This window comes from Methanolobus profundi (assembly GCF_900114835.1).
Lineage (GTDB): Archaea > Halobacteriota > Methanosarcinia > Methanosarcinales > Methanosarcinaceae > Methanolobus > Methanolobus profundi.
Genome location: NZ_FOUJ01000001.1, coordinates 65,470 through 85,190, shown reverse-complemented (window position 1 = coordinate 85,190; position 19,721 = coordinate 65,470). Strand labels below are relative to the sequence as shown.

The following is a 19,721-nucleotide window of genomic DNA, read 5'->3' as shown; positions in this document are numbered from 1 at the left end:
GATGAACAGTGCCCACTTTGCTCTGGATATCGGAACGAGGACCGTTGTCGGGCTCATCACAGACAATGAGCAGCTCAATATCAAAGCAGCCTGCATATACGAACATAATGAGCGTAGCATGCAGGATGGACAGATCCATGATGTTGAGAAAGTTGCCAGAGTAGTGGATGCGGTGAAGACCGACCTGGAAAGACAAATTGGGCATGAACTATCAAAAGTATCTGTCGCGGTTGCAGGTAGAGCACTGAGAACATCAAAAGTAAAGCTCTCCCTGGAAATACCGTACAGAGAAATTACAAGAATGGATATTTCTGAGCTTGAGTTCGAAGCCGTCGCAAGGGCTGGCAATGAACTTGGGATCAATGAAGGATTCAATTGTGTTGGATATTCGGTTGTCAGTTACGAACTAGATGGCCAGAGAATAGCTAACATAGTAGGTCAGAAAGGAAGTTCTATCTCCGTGGAGGTGCTTGCAACATTCCTCCCGGAAGCTGTTATCAATAGTATGTTCGCAGTCCTTGACAGATGCGGACTTGAAGCATCCAGTGTCACACTGGAACCTATAGCTGCATTGAATGTAGCAATACCTGCTGATATGAGGAAACTCAATATCGCACTTGTGGATGTCGGTGCAGGAACCTCAGATATAGCCATTACCGATAACGGAACGGTCATTGGATATGGAATGGTACCTGAAGCAGGTGATGAGATCACGGATTTTATATGTGACAAGTATCTTGTGGATTTTAAAAAGGGAGAGATGATAAAACAATCCCTGACAACAAAAGAGATGATCGAGCTGGAAGACATCTTCGGTGTCACCTCAGAGGTCCCTGTAAGTCAGATCATATCAGACATCGAACCAGAGGTCGATAAACTTGCACTCCATATCGTAGAGGAGATCAAAGAACTGAACAGCAAGATACCAAGAGCGGTTGTTCTTGTTGGCGGGGGCTCACAGACAGCAGGACTAAAGGAGCACATCTCAAAACATCTGGAACTTCCCACCCAAAGGATAGGTTCACGCCTTCCAAAACAAGTGGAGGAATTCTCAGATAACACCGGGATGATCAACGGTACCGATATGATAACACCTATCGGGATAGCACGTATGGGGATCCTGAACGAAGGCATAGAGTTTATCGATGCTACTGTGAACGGTTCAGAGATACACCTCATGGACGTGAATGGATTATCCGTTATGGACGCGCTGGTGGCTGCAAAGATCAAACGTCTATATCCACGTCCGGGAATGGCACTCAGTTTCAATGTCAACTCGGAGTTCGTCACCATAGAAGGAGAAATGGGAGAACACGCAAAGATATTGGTCGATGGTAAAAAGGCCAATCTTGGAGACCCGGTGAATAAAGGTGCGACCATTGAGTTCAAGGCTCCGATCGATGGAAAGAATGCACATGTGAAAATAAAGGACCTTGTTGAGAGATCAGATGTAATGGAAAGCATAACGATCACTTCAAATGGCAAGGCCACAGAACTTAGCCCTTTTGTAACTATCAATGACAAAAAGGCTTCTATTAACGATAATGTTCCTGACAGGGCACAGGTAGTGATAAGAAATGCCAGCCTGCAGGATATACTTAACAATGAATATGATCCCGCTGAAGCGGAAATGATCAGTGTCATCGTAAATAACCGTATACAGCACTTTGGCAGTACGAAATATGTCGTGAAACTCAATGACCGAATAGTGGATACTTCAGAATTCTCTTCCACCATGCTCGAAGATGGCGATATTCTCGACATTAAGAAGACCGAGTTCGAATACAGGCTTGAAAATATTCTTGGAGAACCGGAAGAAGGCAGAAAGATAACCGTGAATCTGAACGGAAAGGATGTGATATTCAATGGTTCAATGCCTGTTATCACCCTTAATGGAAAGAAAGTGGACCTTTCGGCCAAAGTAAGTGATGGCGATACTGTCAAGTTCAAAAACGGGGATGAAGCAGACCCTATTCTTTCAGATCTGTTCGAATTTATGGATATTAAAAAGGAAGAACTTGTTGGCAAGAGCATGAGGCTTCTTGTGAACAATGTTCCGGCCAGGTTTACAACCCCGCTGAGAGATGGAAACAATGTAACAATAGAATTTGTAGAGGGATAAAAATGCTTGATACCATGCAAAAAAAAGATGAAGACTATGAAGCACTCAAAAAGCTCATACATAAAAAACTTGGATTTAACTGTGAACAATATAAGGATTCACATTTCAAGAGAAGAATAGATGTCAGGTTACGTGCAACCAATTCTAAGAACTATAAAGATTACCTGAATGCACTTCAATCAAACAAAGATGAATGGCCGGAACTTATGGAAACCCTGACGGTCAATGTTACTAATTTCTTCAGGAATCCCGAGGTATATGACCTGATCGAGAAAGATGTTCTTCCTGCTATCATCAAAGCTAAGAGCACCGGACTTCGTTCCATACGCATATGGAGTGCAGGGTGTTCCATCGGTGTTGAAGCATATTCTATCGCAATGTTGTTACACCATATTCTGGGCGATGAATTCAAGAAGTACAATATCAAGATCACGGGAACTGATATCGATAAAGATAGTCTTGCAAAGGCACAGAAAGGACTCTACTCCAGCCTTGAGATCAAAGATGTAAGACCTGCTTTTCTGAAAAAGTACTTCACAAAGGAAGGGAACGACTACGTCATCAACGATGAACTGAAAAAGATAGCACAGTTCAGAAAACAGGACCTTATATCCGGTCCGAAGATGAGTGGTTTCGATGCAGTGTTCTGCAGGAATGTCACTATTTACTTCCAGAAGGAGCTTCAGGAACAGCTCTACATGGATTTCTATAATGCACTTTCAAAAGATGGGTTCTTCGTAATGGGCAAGACAGAGACCCTGCTTGGCCCTTCAAAGGACATGTTCAAAGCATACAATTCCAAGGAGAGGATCTACCAGAAATGATAGCTGATGTTCTTTTGGAAGTGACAATAACTCGAAATACAATTCAGGAGATCACACATGAAATATAATATATCGGATCTGACAGAGATACAGATCAGCGCATTAAGAGAAGTAGCCAATATAGGTATTGGTAACGCTGTCACTTCCCTCTCCAAGATGATCTCGAAAGAGGTAAAGATAGAGGTACCTGACCTTAAAGTGGAGCTTATTGAGAAAGTACCAGAAGTTGCAGGCGGAGCGGATACCATTGTCTCCGGAGTCATCATGCAGGTTGCTGGAGATGTGGACGGATACATCATGATGATGATCTCTGAAAGCTCTGTCAAGACCATCTGTTCCACAATAACCGGCGAAGAAGATATCGATATTCTCAGCCCGTTGAACCAATCGCTCATAGAAGAGGTTGGACACATACTGGCAGGATCTTATGTCAGTTCTCTTTCAGATTTTCTGGGACTTAACATCAAGATATCTACCCCTATGCAGACATTCGATATGCTTGGCGCCATAATTGACCACATATTGATAGAAATGAGCAAAAAGGCAGAGCATGCATTGCTCTTTGATACATTGTTCATGATCGAAGGACACCAGATGGATGGAATATTCCTGACATTGTTCGATCCTGATTCGATGGATGTTGTGCTTGAGAGGATCGACAGGATGATATGAAAGGAGTGAGATGAATGAACATAGTACTTGATAAATTCTATTATGATGCATTGAACGAAGTGGGAAATATTGGGATGGGGAATGCAACAACAGCCCTTTCACAACTTGTGGACCAATCTATAAAGGTTAGCAGTTCATCCCTCACATTACTTGACAGCAAAGACATAACCACTAAAGAGGATACCGATAGGGTAGGAGCCATTGTCAGAGTAATGGGTGACATGAACGGTGGTTTCATACTCATCGTTAGAAAACAGCATTCTGAGATACTGGCTGAAATGCTCCTTAAAGATACTGACCAGGAAGATGATGAGTATCTGAAGACATCAGCCTTTGTGGAAGTTGCTAACATTCTTGCAGGAAGTTACTATAATGCACTCTCAAAATTCCTGAATCTCTCGATCATACCTTCAATACCAAAGATATCTGAAGGAAGCCCTGATGAGATATTCGCTAAAGCAAAGCAGCATATCAGCGGAAAGATGGAACACATTTTTGGTCTGACAACCCTGTTCGAGATAGTAGGTGAAGATGAATCCCATAGTCTGAGCGGTGATATGTACATGCTGCTGGATTCAGCTTCATTGCAGACCATACTTGGAAGGATAGAAGAAATGCGTTCGAGATAAACATGATAATAGTGGGAATGGCCGATAGTGCGGTGGCGAAGAAGCCTTTGAAGCTCACAACCCTTGGACTGGGATCATGTGTAGGCATCTCGCTATATGATAAGAGCACTGGCGTTGGCGGGATGGTACATATCATGCTCCCGAGTATTGAACAGGCAAGGTCTAAAGATAACATTGCAAAGTTTGCAGACACTGGCATACCTGCACTCATGGATGCCATGGTGGAAGAGGGTGCCTACAGACACCGTACAAAAGCAAAGATAGCAGGCGGAGCAAGTATGTTCTCCTTTAATTCCAGCACTCAGCTCAATATAGGAGAGAGGAATGTAGCCGCCACCAAGAAGTTACTGAAAGAACTTAAGATTCCCATTATTGCAGAAGATACAGGACAGAACTACGGACGTACGATAATACTTGACACAGAAAACGGAGAGCTTACTGTCAAGAGTGCGCTTAAAGGCATAAAAGTATATTAATATATACACAGTAATTATATAGATGATAAGGACTGATCATAGGTGGCAGCAGGATGTTAACTCCGGATATAACAATAATACACATAATCTTCGTTTCTATATCGATGGCATGCGGATTGGCAGCGATATACTTCTGGGTCAAGGTTTACTTTGAGACAAAAAGGGGATCTATCGCCTGGTTGCTCCTTGCTTTGACAGCCATATTCCTTATCACTACATCCATATTCCCTTCAATAGCCATAAGCTCACAAGATACCGACATCACTGAGATGATACTACTGTTCATGGGATTCTGGAGTGCGGTCTATACGGGTATTTTTGCTGGTGCCGGAATACTGATATTCCAGGCCTTTGAGACCATTCCAAGGGAAAAACTCGGAGATTTCCTTATTGAAGGAATGGTATTCACAAGTTCAGAAGAAGATAATGAGAATATCCCTGAGGTCGAACAGATATCCACTCTGCTCAGCAGGTCCACTCTGATAGAATATACACCTAAGAGCAGGTATGAGGATTCTGTCATTGAGATAAGTCTGCGTCTTTACGGAGAGATGGTCAACACTGTCCTCGTATCCACGCAACCTCGTACTGCGATGTACAAGGAGAAGATCGGAGACCTTATGGACATTGGTGCAATGAAGTTCATAGAGATCTCGACGACCTGTAAAGAAGTCAGTAATGAAGATGGCATCATAAAATTACCTGATGATGAACTTGATAAGTTCTTTGAACTCACCAGCAAGCTCCCAAAAGGCTGTGCAGTGATCTTTGAGCCAATAACCCAGTTACTCATAGCTGAAGGCGAACAGAAGTGCTATGAGTTCATGTCTGAGATGGCAGAGAGATTTGCAACAAGCGAACTGCTACTTATTGGAATGATCAACAAGGCTGCACATGATGAACAGACCATTTCCCGTATTGAAGGCCTGTTCCTGAACCTTGCTGAAGAAGAAGGTGCAAAGATACGCCTGATAAAAGGTGGAAAGGAAGAGTACATCAGATTCTATGTAGGAGAGAAATTCTACATGGAGCCGGATGTAGAGGTCATACTTGAATGATATAATGGAGAGATAGGATGAACAAAGAACTGGACAGTTTCTCAATTGATGCTTTCAAGGAAATAGGAAGCATCGGGATGGGAAATGCAACTACATCCCTTTCAAAACTAATAGAGAAGAGGGTCCAGCTTAACCTATCAGATGCACGATTATTTGAACCATCTGCCATTATCGATATGATCCCGGGTTCGATAACCATGACCGGTATAATGATACCAATTCATGGGGACCTTAACGGTCTTGTAATGTTGATGTTCGAATTTAGCAATGCTGTTTATCTTAGTAACCTGTTGTTACAGGGTTTTGAGCATGACGAGGATCCAAACCTTTATGAATCTGCACTCCTTGAAACCGGGAATATAATCGCAGGATCATATCTTAACTCACTCTCATCATTCCTTGATCTGAAATTACTTCATTCCGTACCGGACATAAGTCTCGGTCACATCAAGGATATACTTGACAAAGGAATGACAAAGATAGGAACAGAACCTGCAAAGATATTGAACATTGAAACAATGTTCGTGGTCTATTCCTCAGAGAAAGATGTAGGAGCCGGAACGATATACGGTGATATGTTCCTTTTACTTGATGGACCATCACTTGACAAGTTACAGGGCTCTATCATGAAAATGCTTGGATGAGCTAATAATATACAAAATATTCAATGGTTGACCTTTATGAAAAATATATGGACACAGCATCTTGAACGGTCAAATACAGATGACCGTGACAGAGACACTACATTCACCAGGATGCTGCATTCCCTTGTAAAGAGCGGTGCAGACGAAGACTACTCTACAGGAGCTACGCTCTTCCTTTCAGGAGATATGAGCTCAGGCGAGATGTCATATTCTCTTGAGAATAACGTTACTACAGATTCTGATAAGGAAGAGAACAGAACTGTGCTGGATAATGATGGTGTTGATGCTTCATATAATGCTGAAACAGAGGTAGCGGTATGGACAGCAAAAAGCCAGAGAGGACATGAGCTTGGACTTGAAACCTGCAACAAGGATTCTGTCAGACTTATCATGACAGAAAGTGGCAGGCTTTTCCTTCGCTATGATGTCGCAGGTGAAGAAACATTTGAGATGAGTGTGAGGTCCGAAGAAGAAGCTTCACAGATAATAGAGGAAGATAATGCAACTACCGGACAGTTGTATCCTGATAATCCCGAACTTAAATGGATTAAAATAAACCTAATTTAATATTTTTTAATAAATTCAATGGTAAAGAATAAAAACCATGAAGACAATTAATATATAAATATTGTATAAATACAAATTATACTTGAGATGATAAAGGAGATCTATAACTATGATGGACATTGCAATATACTCGCTTGTTGATGATATGGTCAGCAAGGCAGGGACTGAAGGTGTCGTTGAATATTGGCTTCGCGTAGGTGAGAGCTATGCTGAAAGGATGGGGAAAGAGGCATACGTAGGATGGCCTGCCTTCAATGTAGCAATGAAGGATGGAAGAACGTCCCTTACTGTTGAAGGAGACGTGAATGTCCAGACAGACCTTGCTATCACTGATAAGGATGGAGATGTCATCGGCTATGTATATGCACTTAAAGTGTGCCCTATGGCACCTACAATGGGAAGGTATATTTCCAGAATAGGACCGATCCCTGATTCTGATACAGATGTTGCTGACAGCTACAACAACCGTATCAAAGATTCAGCAGTCTCAAATTACTGTATCACACACCAGAAATTCAGAGAAGTCGCAGCAAACAATATAACTGTTGCAAAACAGGCCCTTGAATGCCTGCAACTGGCAAACAAAGGAATGACAGGTGAAGTGAAGATGGTGCCTGAGAACCTCGCAAGGATCAATGTTGATGAGAGACATATCAAGAGCATACTGCGTAATGCATCCTGTGTCTTTGCCCTCATTGTGAAAGGTAAGAGTGCAGGCGAAGAGATAATCGATTAAGGGTGATAATATGGCTGAAAATATTGGTTCAAATCCTTTTGTTGATGTATCAGTGTACCTTTTCTTTGAGGATATATCTGATAAACAGGGTGTAGAAGGTTTTACCAATTATATGGTAGGACAGGCTGAATCCCTTGCCAAATCCGTTCCGGAAGAAGAATATAAGACATGGGATGACTTCGTCAACGCTGTGACCAATGGTGAATCCGTACTTTCATCATTCGAACACATAGGACAGATAAGTGAGTATGGTTTTGTCACTAAAGTATGTCCATTCTCCAAGGCTATCAGGGAATACATCAAGCGTATAGGCAATTTTAACCCTGTACACATGGAAGCTACCGACCACTATAACCACACTATCCAACCTTCCGCTGCACACAGTGCATGTATGATGCACCAGACATACCGTAAGGAAGTTGCGAAGAGGATAAGGATCGGCGGAAAACCATTGCAATATGCCCAGATAGCAGCAAAGGCATACACCGGAAAGATAGCACTCCCACCTGAATCATGGAAGAAGGTATTACTGGAAAAAGCCGGGATCTCCGAAACCCAGGGATTCATGGAAATGAGAGAGAACAGCTGCCTTTACCTGCTTTACGTTGAGGATTAGAACATTAAACCTCTTTTTTATTTTGAAGCCAGTTGACAAACTGGCTTTATTTTAGTATTTATCTCATGGCAGTTTTCTGCTTGCAATTGACTTTCTTTTTGATCAAGTTAGAGTGATCGAAAATAGTGAATACTTAGACGAGCCCGAAGGAGCACGGCGAAGCCGGCACTATTCGAAAAAATGCAGTCAAAAAGATGAATGAAATATATACTCCTTACCTAGTTCTCTGCAGACAGGTAATTAAGAACCGCGATGAAAAACATAACATAAAATTGATAGCCTACAAACATGAAAGGTACTTCATAGCAGTGCTGGAATGTGCCGCTTGCAACGGTTGGTAGTGTTATTCTTTGTATATTGATCATCCATTGTAGAGTTATCAGAAGAAGGAGTTAACTATATACCGTCATAAAACCGATCATCTATTGATGTATCCAATAATCATTTTTCTTTTTTCTCTGATCATAATACTCTTTCTTACTGCAAAGCTCAGGATACATCCCTTTCTGGGACTGATCTTAACATCCGTCATCACAGGAGTACTCGCAGGAGAAGCTGCCGGGACCATTGATGCCATCACAAGCGGAATGGGAAGAGTATTCTCTCATTTTGCCATAATAATCGCTGCCGGAAGCATAATAGGACTTGTTCTGCACAGGACCGGCGGAGCAAGGCTGATCGCAAGCGATATAATAAGTATCTCAAGAAAACCACTTTTCGGACTTAACATCCTTGGGTTCATCTTCTCAGTTCCACTCATGTGCTGTATCCTTGCTTACGTTATATTCATCCCTGTGGCAAAGGAGATAAGGATCAAAAAAGAGCTACCAAAGGTTCTTACCGCATCTGTGCTCGTCTTTGGTACACTGGCTTCATACAACCTTGTCTATCCTTCACCTGTTGTGTATTCTGCAGTATCGGAACTGGGGATAAATAATAGTGACATACTGATCCCCGGAATTATCATGGCACTGATAGTATCATTTGTGGGATATTTCTATGCCAGAAAATTCTGCAGTACAGGAAACATGGATATCATTATCAATGAAAATGGGACTGGAATTGAGAATGAAGGGATCATCCTACCTGGAAGAATTGCTGCATACTCACCAATAGCAGTTCCAGTAGCTCTGATACTTGCAGAGGTCTTTACAAATATAGCCCTTTTTGATATTATGGGTGAACCTGACATGGCACTACTCATTGGAGTTGTCATGGCAATAGTCTTTGCCTACAGACAATACAGCTTCGGTCACGTAAGAGAATGGGTGGAAAAAGCGATCAAACGAAGTGGTGTTGTTATCCTTGATATGTGTGGAGGAGGAGCACTTGGTGCCACCCTTGCAATGACAGGCGTTGGACAGGAAATGGGAACTCTCCTTTCAGGACTGCCATTACCTGCGATACTTGTTCCATTCCTCATTGCCGTTGCCATACAAAGTGTTCAGGGTTCCCGTGTTGTTACAATGCTGGTCGCACCATCAATTGTAATACCTCTTGTACCAGTTCTTGGACTGCCGCCTGAGATAGTGCTCTTTTCAATGGCTTCAGGAACCTTCCTTATATCGCACTTCAATGACCCGTTCTTCTGGATATACAAGGATCTGGCGGAACTGGAAACATCCGAGGTTCTGAGAAGTTATACGCTGGGTGGAGTTGTGATGGGGATTACAAGTCTGGCGCTCACGGGTGTAGTGTATCTGCTTTTTTACTGATCGAGTTACACAAAAACGATCTACAAACTAAAAACAAGGAAACCATCCGCAGAAGGCGGCACATTCCAATATCACTGCATAGAAATATTTCAAAAAATAATTGGATTTTTGCTTCCAAGTCTGGGAAGTACACAATAATTTTGTGAATAACACATTCAAAAGTACTACGCAAATTGTTTTGTTTCATCTTCTGGGAAAGCGCCGGCTTCGCCGGACCCTCCGGGATGGCTTTAGTAATCCATAATGAAAATTGATGAATCCAAAATTATAGCAATTGCATAATTCTACAAATCCGATATTAAATAAGCGCTATATAGAGAGCAACAATAAAAACAAATAATCCAAAAAAAGAAAAGAGCTGACCGGCCAAAGCCGGTCTCTATTTTAAAATTTAATGGTGTGCGTGTTCGTCTTCAGCCTTCTGCTTTTCCCATGCTTCATGTGACTCGTTTATTGATTCGAGGCACTTCTTGCAGAGACCCAATGTGTCCTCTTCAGCACCCTTTGAGAATGAAGGTCTGCTGATGGTCACATCATAGAGCTGTGCAATAGCACCGCAGAAGTCACACTTACCTGCTGTACCGCAGCTTGGTGATTCAGCCTGTGCATCATGGGTTTTCTTTCCGGCATTAAGGCATCCTTCACAAAGACCCTGCCACATCCCATGTGGATAGGAGTGAACATACTTTGGTTTGAGTACCCTTACAGGAACGACTGTTGGGATTCCAACTCCACAAAGATCACAATCTGTCATATTACATACCTCCAACGAGTACCTTTGCTGCTTCCATTGCCCAGTAGACGACTGGTTCGGACCAGAAACCTATTGCAAGTACACCGATCACTGCAATGATCATTGCAACGGTGTATGGTAATGGTTCTGAGACCTTCTCGCTGTCTGTTGGAAGGAAGTACATGTACTTGACGATCTTTGCATAGTAGCCAAGTGAAATTGCACTGTTAAGTATTGCAATTATTGCAAGCCATACAAATCCTGACTGGATGGTTGATGAGAACAGAATGAACTTGCTCATGTAACCTGCTGTGAGCGGGATACCTGCCAGTGCAAATACGAACACTGTCATTGAGAGAGCAGTTACCGGCATTCTCTTTCCAAGACCTCTGAAGTTATCGATGTGGTCCGGGTCAGTTGAATCCTTGTTCTCGGAGAGTACCATGTATGTCACAGCTGCTGTTGCAATGAAAGCTCCTGCCTTCATGAAACCGTGTGACAGTGCATAGAATATACCACCGCCAAGTGCCATTGGTGTAAGTACCACAAATGCCATTGTGATGTAACCTGCCTGTGCAAGTGAGGAGTATGCAAGCATTCTCTTTACACTTGTCTGCTTAAGGGCTACCATGTTACCGTAGGTCATTGTGATGACTGCAAGTATTGCAAATGCGGTCTGCCATTCAGCCTGAAGTGCTATGAGTGCAACCACAAATACCTTGAGAGCTGCTACGATACCCATCTTCTTTGAGCCTGCTGCAAGCAGTGCGGATACTACTGATGGTGAACCCTGATATGTGTCAGGTGCCCACATGTGGAATGGTACAAGAGCGATCTTGAAACCGAATCCTGCCATCAGGAGAACTACTGCTACAAGTCCCATTGGACTTCCTACGAGCACACTTGCGTTTGCTGCAATTCCAGGGATACTTGTGGTTCCTGTTGCTCCGTAGACATATGATATACCAAGGAGCATAAGTGCTGCTGAAAGTGAGCCTATGATGAAGTATTTCATAGCTGCTTCCAGTGACTTGGCATTCTTCTTCTCAAATCCTGCGAGTGCATAGGTTGCAAGACTTGCAAGTTCGAATCCAACGAAGAGAACCATGAGGTCGTTTGCAGATGCAACGAACATCATACCGATCGTTGCGAAGAGTCCGAGTGTGAAGAACTCTTCTGTGTGGCTGTTTCCTTCAGTGTACTTGATACCTGAGATCGTAAAGAGCAATGCGACCACAAGGAACACTATTTTGAAGAACTGTGACAGGGCATCGATAGATACCGTGTCATTGAATGCTGTTGCTTCGGTCCCCAGACTTGAGACTGTGAAGAACAGGGCTACCAGAACACCAAGTGCTGCAAGGTAACCAAGGATCTTCTTTGAGTCTGTCGGAATGAATAATCCGATAAGCAATACTGCCAGTCCTGTGACCACAAGGGAAATTTCAGGTGCGAATAACATTAGATCCATACCTTACACCCCCATTACAGCCATAAGGCTGACTATCTGATCTGAGTTTGTCAACATCATTTCAAGCACCGGGCTTGGGTTAAGTCCGAAGTACAGTACGAGTATTGCAATAACTCCCATCGAAACTGTCTGGAAGGTATCGATATCTGTAACTGTACCGAGTTTCTCATTATAGACACCAAACATTGCCCTCTGAAGAGCCCACAGGTGATATGCTGCAGTGATCACGATAGCAGATACTGCGATCATCACATATGATGGCAGGTTCACAAAGCTTCCTGCGAGTACGGATACTTCAGCAATGAAACCACTGAGACCTGGAAGTCCAAGGGATGCCATGAAGGTCATTACCATAATGACTGCCAGTTTTGGCATCTTCTGGGCAAGACCTCCAAGGTCGTTGATGATCCTTGTGCCTGTTGTGTTCTTGATAATACCACATGACATGAACATAACGCTCATGATAAGTCCGTGTGAGAACTGCTGGAACATTGCTCCGGAAACGGAGAGTGATACCAGACCGGCTGCGCCGAGTGTTACGTAGCCCATGTGGCTTACACTGGAGTATGCAACCATTCTCTTGAGGTCCTTCTGTGATAGTGCAAGGAATGCACCGTAGAGCACACTTACTGAACCAAGAACTGCCATGATGGTGATCATCAGGTTTGGTGATGCTGTAAATGGCAACATTGGAAGCATGACCTTAAAGAGACCGTATCCACCGATCTTAAGCATGACAAAGAGTACACTACCGGCAGTTGGTGCCTCAGTATATGCATCTGGTTGCCATGAGTGGAATGGGAAACTTGGGATCTTGACAATGAAACCAAAGAGCAGTGCAAGGAAGATCATATCCTTTGCTGCGCCGGATTCAATGAACTGGAACTGGCTGATAAGCGTTGGTATATCCAACGTTGGAGTTCCGGTCATGTCCCATGCTGCGAAGTAAAGTCCGAATATACCTAGAAGCATCACAAGGGACGCCACGTGAGTATAGATAAAGAACTTAATTGCTGCTTTATGCTTGTTGGGTCCTCCCCATATGCTCACCATGAAGAAGAGCGGTACGAGTGTAAGTTCCCAGAATATGTAGAACAGGAAGAAGTCCAGTGCGGTGAATACACCGATAACTGCACCCTCTGTTGCGAGTATACATGCATAGAACCTGTTTGGTGATTTCCTTTCATCGTTCCATGTGAAGAGAACAAGGAAAGGAAGTACAATTGCATTGAGAAGGATCAATGGCATTGCGATCCCGTCAACACCGAGGTGGTAGGTAATTCCAAGGGATGGTACCCACTGTGCAAGTTCCTCGAATTGGTTATCTGCTATAGTGCTGTCGAAGTTAACGTACATGTATACTGTAAGTAACAGTACGATAACAGTGCCGGCAAGTGCTATTACTCTTGCCTGTTCTTTTGTTTTTGTGAATAATGCAAGTGCTGCGAATATCAGAGGTATCAGCACGATCATTGAAAGTATCGGCATCATTAGAGTACCTCCATTACCACTTTAACGAGAATGACCAGAAGACTTACTCCGGTAATTACTGCTGTGGCATAATTCTGTACTGCTCCTGTCTGGAACTGACGCAGGGATTCACCAGATTCGATCGCAAGGTCGCTGAACCATTTTACTGTCCAGTCGAATCCTCTGTCAACTGCACGTCCTGCAAAAGCAAATCCTTCATAGATCACTTTTACTGAGACAAAGTTGGTGAATATGGAATTCTGATAGTACCTGTTGTACAGGAGTTTGTAAATTGGGTTGTTTCTTGAAACAAGGCTGTCCATGTTGACGATCTTAAGTCCGTATACCAGATAGGCAATTACCAGACCGGCAAGTGCTACGATCAGTGGCATCCAGAGTACAAGCAATGGTTCGTGTCCTGCATGTTCTACAAGGTGATAACCACCAAGTGTTGCGAGTTCATGGATATCCACGTGTACGAAATTGTTCACGAATGTCTCACTTACAAATGTGTTGAACTTCTCTGCGGTAAGACCACCGAAGATCAGTGCAAGCAGTGCAAATATTGAGAGTGGGATCGTCATTGATGCAGGAGACTCATGTCCTCCATAATCTGTACGTGGCTTTCCATAAAATGTCATAAAGACAAGTCTGAAAATGTACAGTGAAGTAAGCAGAGCTGCTGCAATTGAGAACAAGTATGGCAACCATGTGCCTGTAGATTCTCCAAAGAGGTATGCGCTCTCGATGATAGCATCCTTACTGAAGAAACCACTTGTACCTATAGATGTACCAGGGATACCCATACCTGTAAGCGCCAGTGATGCGATGATCATTGTTGCTGCAGTTATTGGCATTACCTTTGCGACACCTCCAAGCTGTCTCATATCATGTGTACCTACTGCGTGGATCACGCTACCTGCACACAGGAAGAGAAGAGCCTTGAAGAATGCGTGGTTGACCAGGTGGAATATTGATATTCCGACTGCTTCAGCACCGACCGCTGCACCTACACCAAGACCGAGCATCATGTAACCGAGCTGACTTACGGTGGAGTATGCGAGTACACGCTTAAGGTCGTTCATCACAATACCCATTGTTCCTGCGAACAATGCAGTGAATGCACCTACATATGCTACAACCATGAGTGAATCAGGAGCTGCGATGAACATTGGGAATGTTCTTGCTACCAGATAGACACCAGCTGTAACCATTGTTGCTGCGTGTATAAGAGCTGAAACGGTTGTTGGACCTTCCATTGCATCAGGGAGCCACACATGAAGTGGGAACTGACCTGACTTACCAACAGCACCACCGAAGAACAGGAGTGTTATCAGTGTGATGTGGCTGACCTCCATTCCAAGGATAGTGGAGTTGATCGCTGCAATTTCAGGGATGTGAGCAAAGATCTCATCGAACCTGAGTATAAAGACACCATCAGGGATGGTACCATTGAACATTTTATAGAGGTCTGCGAACAGGACGATTATACCTGTAAGGAACATAACGTCACCGATCCTGGTGGTCAGGAAAGCCTTCTTTGCTGCTGTTGCAGCAGATGGCTTCTCAAACCAGAATCCAATGAGAAGATATGAACAGACACCCACAAGTTCCCAGCAAATGAAGAGCTGGAGGATGTTGTCTGAAAGGATCAGACCAAGCATTGAAGCTGTGAAAAGTGCTGTCTCAGCAAAGTACCTGGAAGGTGCCTTGTCGTGTGACATGTAACCTGTAGAGTAGATGTGGATAAGCAGACTTGCGAATGTTACCATTGTAAGCATGACTGCTGCCAGTGGATCAACAAGGATACCTATGTTGAGCATGGCAAACCAGCTGTATGACTGGCTCACTACCTCTTCAGGGTTTGCAAGCAGTTTCAATGTAATTAACAGTGATATCACAAATGATATTGCAATAGCTGTTATTGGAATTATTGAACCACCATTTGGCAGTTTCTTCCCAAGGAAGAACGTCAGCACAAATGCCAGTGCAGGCAGAACCGGAATTAAGAATGCTAGGTTTTCTACTGCCATTTTTACCACCTCAGTATGTTAATATGATCAAGACTGATCGTATCCTTCATTCTGTAAAGAGCCATCAGTATAGCAAAGCCGATCGCTGCCTCACAGGCTGCCAGTGCGATAGAGAACAGTGCAAATACCTGTCCTGTAAGATCATCATGGTAGCTTGAGAATGCCACAAGATTAAGGTTAGCGGCATTGAGCATGAGTTCCACGCACATGAGAATACGAATACCACTGCGCTGTGTCATCAGTCCATAGAGACCTATGGAGAATATGACTGCTGCAACAGCAAGATAAAGTGCGACTGGTATCATTTGCCATCATCTCCTTTTGCCATGTATATAGCACCCATCAATGAGGATAACAGTACGATAGACATTATTTCGAACGGAACCACGAAATCAGTAAAGATCATAACTCCGATAGCCTCAATGTTACTCTGATCCTCAATGTTCTGAGGGAGTTGGTCTACTGCAGGCCAGCTTGTGAAGAAAATTGTCACTATCATTATTGTCATGAACAGAGCGGCAATTATCATTCCAAATATACGTGGCTTAAAGTAGTCGTACACAGATGTGGCAATATCCATTGCCGTAAATGATATTTCTTTATTCAGCATCTGTACCAAACTCCTTCTTAGTAAGCATTACAGCGAACAGTATCAATACACCTACTGCACCGATGTACACCAGTACCTGAGCAACACCAAGGAACTGCGCATTTAGCATTATGTAGAAAGCTGCAATGATAAACATTGTAACTACAAGTGCAATGGCTGCCCTTACTACGTCCTTAGCTGTTACTACGAATACTGCGAACACTATCGATATAAGAGCCAGGATCACAAATATCAGCAATTCAATTATCGAGCCTATTGTGGGGTCCATCTGCTCACCTCCTCACCGGCTTCTGCCTCAGCATTTATGTCAACTTCCCTTGCCAGCATGTCTGGTGTGAAGAGAAGATCCTCATGGTTCCAGCGGATCACACCTGTCAGGTATACCTTTGTGCTTTCAAGTGCGTCCTTTGGACACTGGTCGATACAAAGACCACAGAACAGACAGTGACCGATGTCTATTGCAGGGAACCATCTCTGCTTGTCGCTGTCCGGGTTGATACGTGCCCTGACTATCTTAATAGCATTATTTGGACATGTGTTGGCACATATTCCACAACCTATACATTTGGTCTTATCCAGTTTTTGTAAACCCCTGAACCTGTCGGAAAGTTTTGTTGGTACTTCCGGACACATTCTTGTAACAGGAGGGCCGAAATAAATATTCTTAACTGCTGTTATAATATTTTTAATAACCATTTAGTATACCCCCAGCAGACCAAGTCCGATAACCCATCCAAGGTTAAGAAGGGACAATGGTAGAAGTTTTTTCCAGCTCAGGTCTACTACCTGATCGATCCTGTACCTTGGAACAGCCCATCTGATCATGATGATAAAGAGTATCACCAGAGCTACCTTCAACAGGAAGAACACTGTTGGAAGGATTATACCAAGGATAGTTATATCGGTCAGGAATGCAGGCAGATTCCATCCACCAAGGAACAATAGTACTACAAGCATTGAACCAAGGATCAGGTGAATATATTCTGCAAAGAAACAGTAACCGAATCTCATACTTGTGTACTCGGTCATCCAACCTGCGATGAGCTCTTCCTCGGACTCGTTCTGGTCAAAAGGAAGACGACCCATATCAGCCATAAGAGCAATGAAGAATACAATAGCTCCCAGAGGCTGCATTATTATGAACCACAGAGGGCTCTGTGCCTCAGCGATATCTACTATGTTAAGTGAACCTGCCATGATGGCAACACTTACAATACAGATACCAAGAGGAACTTCGTATCCGATCATACGTGCAAAGTTCCTGAAAGCTCCAAGAACAGAATACTTGTTATTTGCACTGTATGCAACCATGAAAATACCGATAATGGAAATTGCGGACATGGCCTCAATATAAAGGACACTTATATCCATCTCAGTTGCTGCGATCACATAGCTCTCGCCATCTATAATTATAGCACCAAAAGGCATTGCCACAAGCATCAGGAAAACAGATCCCATAAGAAGGATCGGTGCTGAAACGAATAATATCCTGTCAGCATTCTTAGGTATGATATCTTCTTTCGTGAACAACTTGATAGCATCAGCAACGAGCTGAAGTAATCCGTGTGGACCTACTCTCATAGGACCATACCTCTGCTGTACATCTGCAGAGAGTTTACGCTCGAACCAGACAGCTACACAGGCTCCACCAAAAACGGCACCCATGATACATAATCCCAGGATACCTCTTAGAAGAGGATTATAGATTATTGCTTCTATATCCATCATCATGATCACCTGTCAACCTCACTGGTACATGTGTCCATACTTCCGGCAATTGCCACGATATCAGCAACGGTCACGCCTTTTATCAATGGTGGTAGTGTCTGAAGGGTAGGGTACACAGGTCCTCTTATCTTTACACGATATGGTTTGTCCGATCCATCGGATACCATATAGAATCCCATTTCTCCTCTTGGATCCTCAACACGGTGGAAAACCTCTCCGGCTGGAACTCTCATTACAGGTGACCTCTTTCCATACGGAGTATCCTCCGGGAAGATCGGTCCTGAAGGGATCTGGTCAAGACACTGTTCTATGATGTACATACTCTCACGCATCTCATCCAGACGTACCTGGATCCTTGCGTAAACATCACCATCTGTCTGTGTACATACCTTGAAATCAAGGTCCTTGTATACAAGATAAGGCTCATCCTTACGGATATCAAAAGCAACACCTGTTGCCCTGAGTGGTGGTCCTGAGACACCGAGGTCCTTTGCAACATCTGCAGTAAGAACACCTATACCCTTAGTTCTTGCCTTGTAGATCTGATCGGTACTGTACAATTCCTCATAATTGTCAATTGCCTTTTTAAGGTTTCCAAAAACGTATTCAACATCGTCTTTGAATCCATCAGGAAGGTCGTCCTTTACACCACCATAACGCAGGAAACTGTGTGTGACACGTGCTCCGGTAACGGAGTCAATAAGAGACATCACATCTTCTCTGTCCCTGATGGTATACATGAACATACTTACAAAACCAACAAAGGATGCGTATTCACCCATACCAAGCAGGTGGCTCTGTAATCTTGAAAGTTCTTCCATAATTACACGGATATATTGTGCTCTTTCAGGCACTTCGATACCTGCAAGCTTCTCAACACTACCAACATATGCCTCTTCGTTGGTCATAGCTGCAAGGTAGCATATCCTGTCAACAATGGTTATACCCTGGAGATATGTCTTACTTTCAAGGATCTTTTCAATTCCTTTGTGGATCCAGCCCATCTCGACCTCGGAGTCCACAACGGTCTCACCCCTCAATTTCGCATTCAGCCTGAATGGTCCTGGCATCATGGGGTGTTGCGGGCCAAGGTGTACTATCATTTCAGAAGGTCCAACTGTTTCATCCATAATTAACCCTCACACTAAATTCCTGGCTGTCTTGTTGGGGAAGCCTTCGTAATCCTTACGTAATGGCCACTCACCGAGCATCTCCTGTGGAAGTACAAGAGGCTTAAGGTTGGGGTGGTTAAGATACTTCACACCAAACAGTTCGTACGTTTCTCTTTCGTACCAGTTCGCATTCCAGTAAACAGGCACTACGGATTCAACCTCTGGAGCGTCCCTTGGAAGGATTGCCTTCATGGTAAGGACGACCGGATGATCGTATGAACCTATTACATATATTACTTCGATCTCATTCCTGTCAGGATAGTCTGCTCCGAATTCACAGCAGAGATGTCCGAAAGACAGGTCTTCTTTGAGGTAGCGGCATACTTCCACTACATTTTCCGGCTTCACTTTAGCAATGACCCTTATGTCAGATTCGATATCTGCATCATAGATGTCTTCAGGGAACTTGCCTGTAAGTGAAGAGATAATAGAATTAGCGTCCATC

22 protein-coding genes are annotated in these 19,721 nt (G+C 43.5%); 11 read left to right on the top strand and 11 right to left on the bottom strand.

The window, feature by feature from the left end; genetic code table 11:
* The first annotated feature begins 1 nt into the window (after position 1).
* The 11 genes from BM008_RS00480 (at position 2) to BM008_RS00430 (ending at position 10,059) form a co-directional block, all read left to right on the top strand.
* Positions 2-2,122: a cell division protein FtsA gene (locus tag BM008_RS00480; RefSeq protein WP_091931680.1), complete on the top strand. Its 2,121-nt coding sequence runs from the start codon at positions 2-4 to the stop codon at positions 2,120-2,122.
* 2 nt (positions 2,123-2,124) lie between these two features.
* The gene (locus BM008_RS00475) at positions 2,125-2,946 is read left to right on the top strand and encodes a CheR family methyltransferase (RefSeq protein ID WP_091931677.1); all 822 of its coding nucleotides are present in this window, start codon (positions 2,125-2,127) and stop codon (positions 2,944-2,946) included.
* A 57-nt stretch (positions 2,947-3,003) separates the two neighbouring features.
* Complete coding sequence (locus BM008_RS00470; protein ID WP_091931675.1) at positions 3,004-3,618, top strand: chemotaxis protein CheC; 615 nt, start codon at positions 3,004-3,006, stop codon at positions 3,616-3,618.
* A 14-nt stretch (positions 3,619-3,632) separates the two neighbouring features.
* Positions 3,633-4,247, top strand: a complete 615-nt coding sequence (locus tag BM008_RS00465) for a chemotaxis protein CheC (RefSeq protein WP_091931672.1) — start codon at positions 3,633-3,635, stop codon at positions 4,245-4,247.
* Between the two features lie 2 nt (positions 4,248-4,249).
* Complete coding sequence (locus tag BM008_RS00460) at positions 4,250-4,723, top strand: chemotaxis protein CheD (protein WP_091931669.1); 474 nt, start codon at positions 4,250-4,252, stop codon at positions 4,721-4,723.
* A gap of 104 nt (positions 4,724-4,827) precedes the next feature.
* Positions 4,828-5,781 (top strand): DUF3795 domain-containing protein, encoded by a 954-nt coding sequence (locus tag BM008_RS00455; protein WP_245747792.1) that lies wholly within the window; start codon positions 4,828-4,830, stop codon positions 5,779-5,781.
* Positions 5,782-5,798: 17 nt separating this feature from the next.
* Positions 5,799-6,425, top strand: a complete 627-nt coding sequence (locus tag BM008_RS00450) for a chemotaxis protein CheC (protein WP_091931663.1) — start codon at positions 5,799-5,801, stop codon at positions 6,423-6,425.
* Positions 6,426-6,461: 36 nt separating this feature from the next.
* Positions 6,462-6,992 carry a hypothetical protein gene (locus BM008_RS00445; protein ID WP_091931660.1) on the top strand — a complete coding sequence of 177 codons (531 nt, stop codon included), beginning with the start codon at positions 6,462-6,464 and terminating at the stop codon, positions 6,990-6,992.
* Positions 6,993-7,101: 109 nt separating this feature from the next.
* Positions 7,102-7,728 carry a hypothetical protein gene (locus BM008_RS00440; protein WP_091931658.1) on the top strand — a complete coding sequence of 209 codons (627 nt, stop codon included), beginning with the start codon at positions 7,102-7,104 and terminating at the stop codon, positions 7,726-7,728.
* 10 nt (positions 7,729-7,738) lie between these two features.
* Complete coding sequence (locus BM008_RS00435) at positions 7,739-8,344, top strand: hypothetical protein (RefSeq protein ID WP_091931655.1); 606 nt, start codon at positions 7,739-7,741, stop codon at positions 8,342-8,344.
* A 428-nt stretch (positions 8,345-8,772) separates the two neighbouring features.
* Positions 8,773-10,059, top strand: a complete 1,287-nt coding sequence (locus tag BM008_RS00430) for a GntP family permease (RefSeq protein ID WP_091931653.1) — start codon at positions 8,773-8,775, stop codon at positions 10,057-10,059.
* Positions 10,060-10,450: 391 nt separating this feature from the next.
* Here BM008_RS00430 and fpoO read toward each other — a convergent pair whose 3' ends face one another.
* Genes fpoO through fpoC form a run of 11 tightly spaced genes read right to left on the bottom strand, consistent with a single transcriptional unit; the run spans position 10,451 to position 19,720 of the window.
* On the bottom strand, positions 10,451-10,813 hold the full coding sequence (gene fpoO / locus BM008_RS00425) for a F420H2 dehydrogenase subunit FpoO (protein WP_091931650.1): 363 nt from the start codon (positions 10,811-10,813) through the stop codon (positions 10,451-10,453).
* Between the two features lies 1 nt (position 10,814).
* Positions 10,815-12,263 (bottom strand): F(420)H(2) dehydrogenase subunit N, encoded by a 1,449-nt coding sequence (gene fpoN, locus BM008_RS00420; RefSeq protein WP_091931646.1) that lies wholly within the window; start codon positions 12,261-12,263, stop codon positions 10,815-10,817.
* Positions 12,264-12,266: 3 nt separating this feature from the next.
* Positions 12,267-13,754 (bottom strand): F(420)H(2) dehydrogenase subunit M, encoded by a 1,488-nt coding sequence (gene fpoM / locus BM008_RS00415; protein WP_091931643.1) that lies wholly within the window; start codon positions 13,752-13,754, stop codon positions 12,267-12,269.
* Complete coding sequence (fpoL, locus tag BM008_RS00410) at positions 13,754-15,766, bottom strand: F420H2 dehydrogenase subunit FpoL (RefSeq protein ID WP_177187914.1); 2,013 nt, start codon at positions 15,764-15,766, stop codon at positions 13,754-13,756. The genes fpoM and fpoL overlap by 1 nt, the downstream gene beginning before the upstream one ends.
* Positions 15,767-15,768: 2 nt before the next feature.
* Positions 15,769-16,071 carry a F420H2 dehydrogenase subunit FpoK gene (gene fpoK / locus BM008_RS00405; protein ID WP_091931638.1) on the bottom strand — a complete coding sequence of 101 codons (303 nt, stop codon included), beginning with the start codon at positions 16,069-16,071 and terminating at the stop codon, positions 15,769-15,771.
* Positions 16,068-16,376 carry a F420H2 dehydrogenase subunit FpoJ gene (fpoJ, locus tag BM008_RS15185; RefSeq protein WP_091931637.1) on the bottom strand — a complete coding sequence of 103 codons (309 nt, stop codon included), beginning with the start codon at positions 16,374-16,376 and terminating at the stop codon, positions 16,068-16,070. The genes fpoK and fpoJ overlap by 4 nt, the downstream gene beginning before the upstream one ends.
* Positions 16,366-16,644, bottom strand: a complete 279-nt coding sequence (locus BM008_RS15180) for an NADH-quinone oxidoreductase subunit J (RefSeq protein WP_091931634.1) — start codon at positions 16,642-16,644, stop codon at positions 16,366-16,368. The genes fpoJ and BM008_RS15180 overlap by 11 nt, the downstream gene beginning before the upstream one ends.
* Complete coding sequence (gene fpoI, locus BM008_RS00390; RefSeq protein WP_091931632.1) at positions 16,629-17,072, bottom strand: F420H2 dehydrogenase subunit FpoI; 444 nt, start codon at positions 17,070-17,072, stop codon at positions 16,629-16,631. The genes BM008_RS15180 and fpoI overlap by 16 nt, the downstream gene beginning before the upstream one ends.
* The gene (gene fpoH / locus BM008_RS00385; RefSeq protein ID WP_245747892.1) at positions 17,073-18,107 is read right to left on the bottom strand and encodes a F420H2 dehydrogenase subunit FpoH; all 1,035 of its coding nucleotides are present in this window, start codon (positions 18,105-18,107) and stop codon (positions 17,073-17,075) included.
* Positions 18,108-18,109: 2 nt separating this feature from the next.
* Positions 18,110-19,234: a F420H2 dehydrogenase subunit FpoD gene (fpoD, locus tag BM008_RS00380; RefSeq protein WP_091931629.1), complete on the bottom strand. Its 1,125-nt coding sequence runs from the start codon at positions 19,232-19,234 to the stop codon at positions 18,110-18,112.
* 9 nt (positions 19,235-19,243) lie between these two features.
* Entirely contained in the window at positions 19,244-19,720 is a 477-nt protein-coding gene (gene fpoC, locus BM008_RS00375) for a F420H2 dehydrogenase subunit FpoC (protein WP_091931627.1), read from the bottom strand.
* Between the last annotated feature and the right edge of the window lies 1 nt (position 19,721).

What these genes read in the sequence shown, in the direction of transcription:
- BM008_RS00480 (WP_091931680.1), top strand. Translation starts at nt 2, where the DNA reads ATGAACAGTGCCCACTTTGCTCTGGATATCGGAACGAGGACCGTTGTC.
- BM008_RS00475 (WP_091931677.1), top strand. Translation starts at nt 2,125, where the DNA reads ATGCTTGATACCATGCAAAAAAAAGATGAAGACTATGAAGCACTCAAA.
- BM008_RS00470 (WP_091931675.1), top strand. Translation starts at nt 3,004, where the DNA reads ATGAAATATAATATATCGGATCTGACAGAGATACAGATCAGCGCATTA.
- BM008_RS00465 (WP_091931672.1), top strand. Translation starts at nt 3,633, where the DNA reads ATGAACATAGTACTTGATAAATTCTATTATGATGCATTGAACGAAGTG.
- BM008_RS00460 (WP_091931669.1), top strand. Translation starts at nt 4,250, where the DNA reads ATGATAATAGTGGGAATGGCCGATAGTGCGGTGGCGAAGAAGCCTTTG.
- BM008_RS00455 (WP_245747792.1), top strand. Translation starts at nt 4,828, where the DNA reads ATGGCATGCGGATTGGCAGCGATATACTTCTGGGTCAAGGTTTACTTT.
- BM008_RS00450 (WP_091931663.1), top strand. Translation starts at nt 5,799, where the DNA reads ATGAACAAAGAACTGGACAGTTTCTCAATTGATGCTTTCAAGGAAATA.
- BM008_RS00445 (WP_091931660.1), top strand. Translation starts at nt 6,462, where the DNA reads ATGAAAAATATATGGACACAGCATCTTGAACGGTCAAATACAGATGAC.
- BM008_RS00440 (WP_091931658.1), top strand. Translation starts at nt 7,102, where the DNA reads ATGATGGACATTGCAATATACTCGCTTGTTGATGATATGGTCAGCAAG.
- BM008_RS00435 (WP_091931655.1), top strand. Translation starts at nt 7,739, where the DNA reads ATGGCTGAAAATATTGGTTCAAATCCTTTTGTTGATGTATCAGTGTAC.
- BM008_RS00430 (WP_091931653.1), top strand. Translation starts at nt 8,773, where the DNA reads ATGTATCCAATAATCATTTTTCTTTTTTCTCTGATCATAATACTCTTT.
- fpoO (WP_091931650.1), bottom strand. Translation starts at nt 10,813, where the DNA reads ATGACAGATTGTGATCTTTGTGGAGTTGGAATCCCAACAGTCGTTCCT.
- fpoN (WP_091931646.1), bottom strand. Translation starts at nt 12,263, where the DNA reads ATGGATCTAATGTTATTCGCACCTGAAATTTCCCTTGTGGTCACAGGA.
- fpoM (WP_091931643.1), bottom strand. Translation starts at nt 13,754, where the DNA reads ATGATGCCGATACTTTCAATGATCGTGCTGATACCTCTGATATTCGCA.
- fpoL (WP_177187914.1), bottom strand. Translation starts at nt 15,766, where the DNA reads ATGGCAGTAGAAAACCTAGCATTCTTAATTCCGGTTCTGCCTGCACTG.
- fpoK (WP_091931638.1), bottom strand. Translation starts at nt 16,071, where the DNA reads ATGATACCAGTCGCACTTTATCTTGCTGTTGCAGCAGTCATATTCTCC.
- fpoJ (WP_091931637.1), bottom strand. Translation starts at nt 16,376, where the DNA reads ATGCTGAATAAAGAAATATCATTTACGGCAATGGATATTGCCACATCT.
- BM008_RS15180 (WP_091931634.1), bottom strand. Translation starts at nt 16,644, where the DNA reads ATGGACCCCACAATAGGCTCGATAATTGAATTGCTGATATTTGTGATC.
- fpoI (WP_091931632.1), bottom strand. Translation starts at nt 17,072, where the DNA reads ATGGTTATTAAAAATATTATAACAGCAGTTAAGAATATTTATTTCGGC.
- fpoH (WP_245747892.1), bottom strand. Translation starts at nt 18,107, where the DNA reads ATGATGATGGATATAGAAGCAATAATCTATAATCCTCTTCTAAGAGGT.
- fpoD (WP_091931629.1), bottom strand. Translation starts at nt 19,234, where the DNA reads ATGGATGAAACAGTTGGACCTTCTGAAATGATAGTACACCTTGGCCCG.
- fpoC (WP_091931627.1), bottom strand. Translation starts at nt 19,720, where the DNA reads ATGGACGCTAATTCTATTATCTCTTCACTTACAGGCAAGTTCCCTGAA.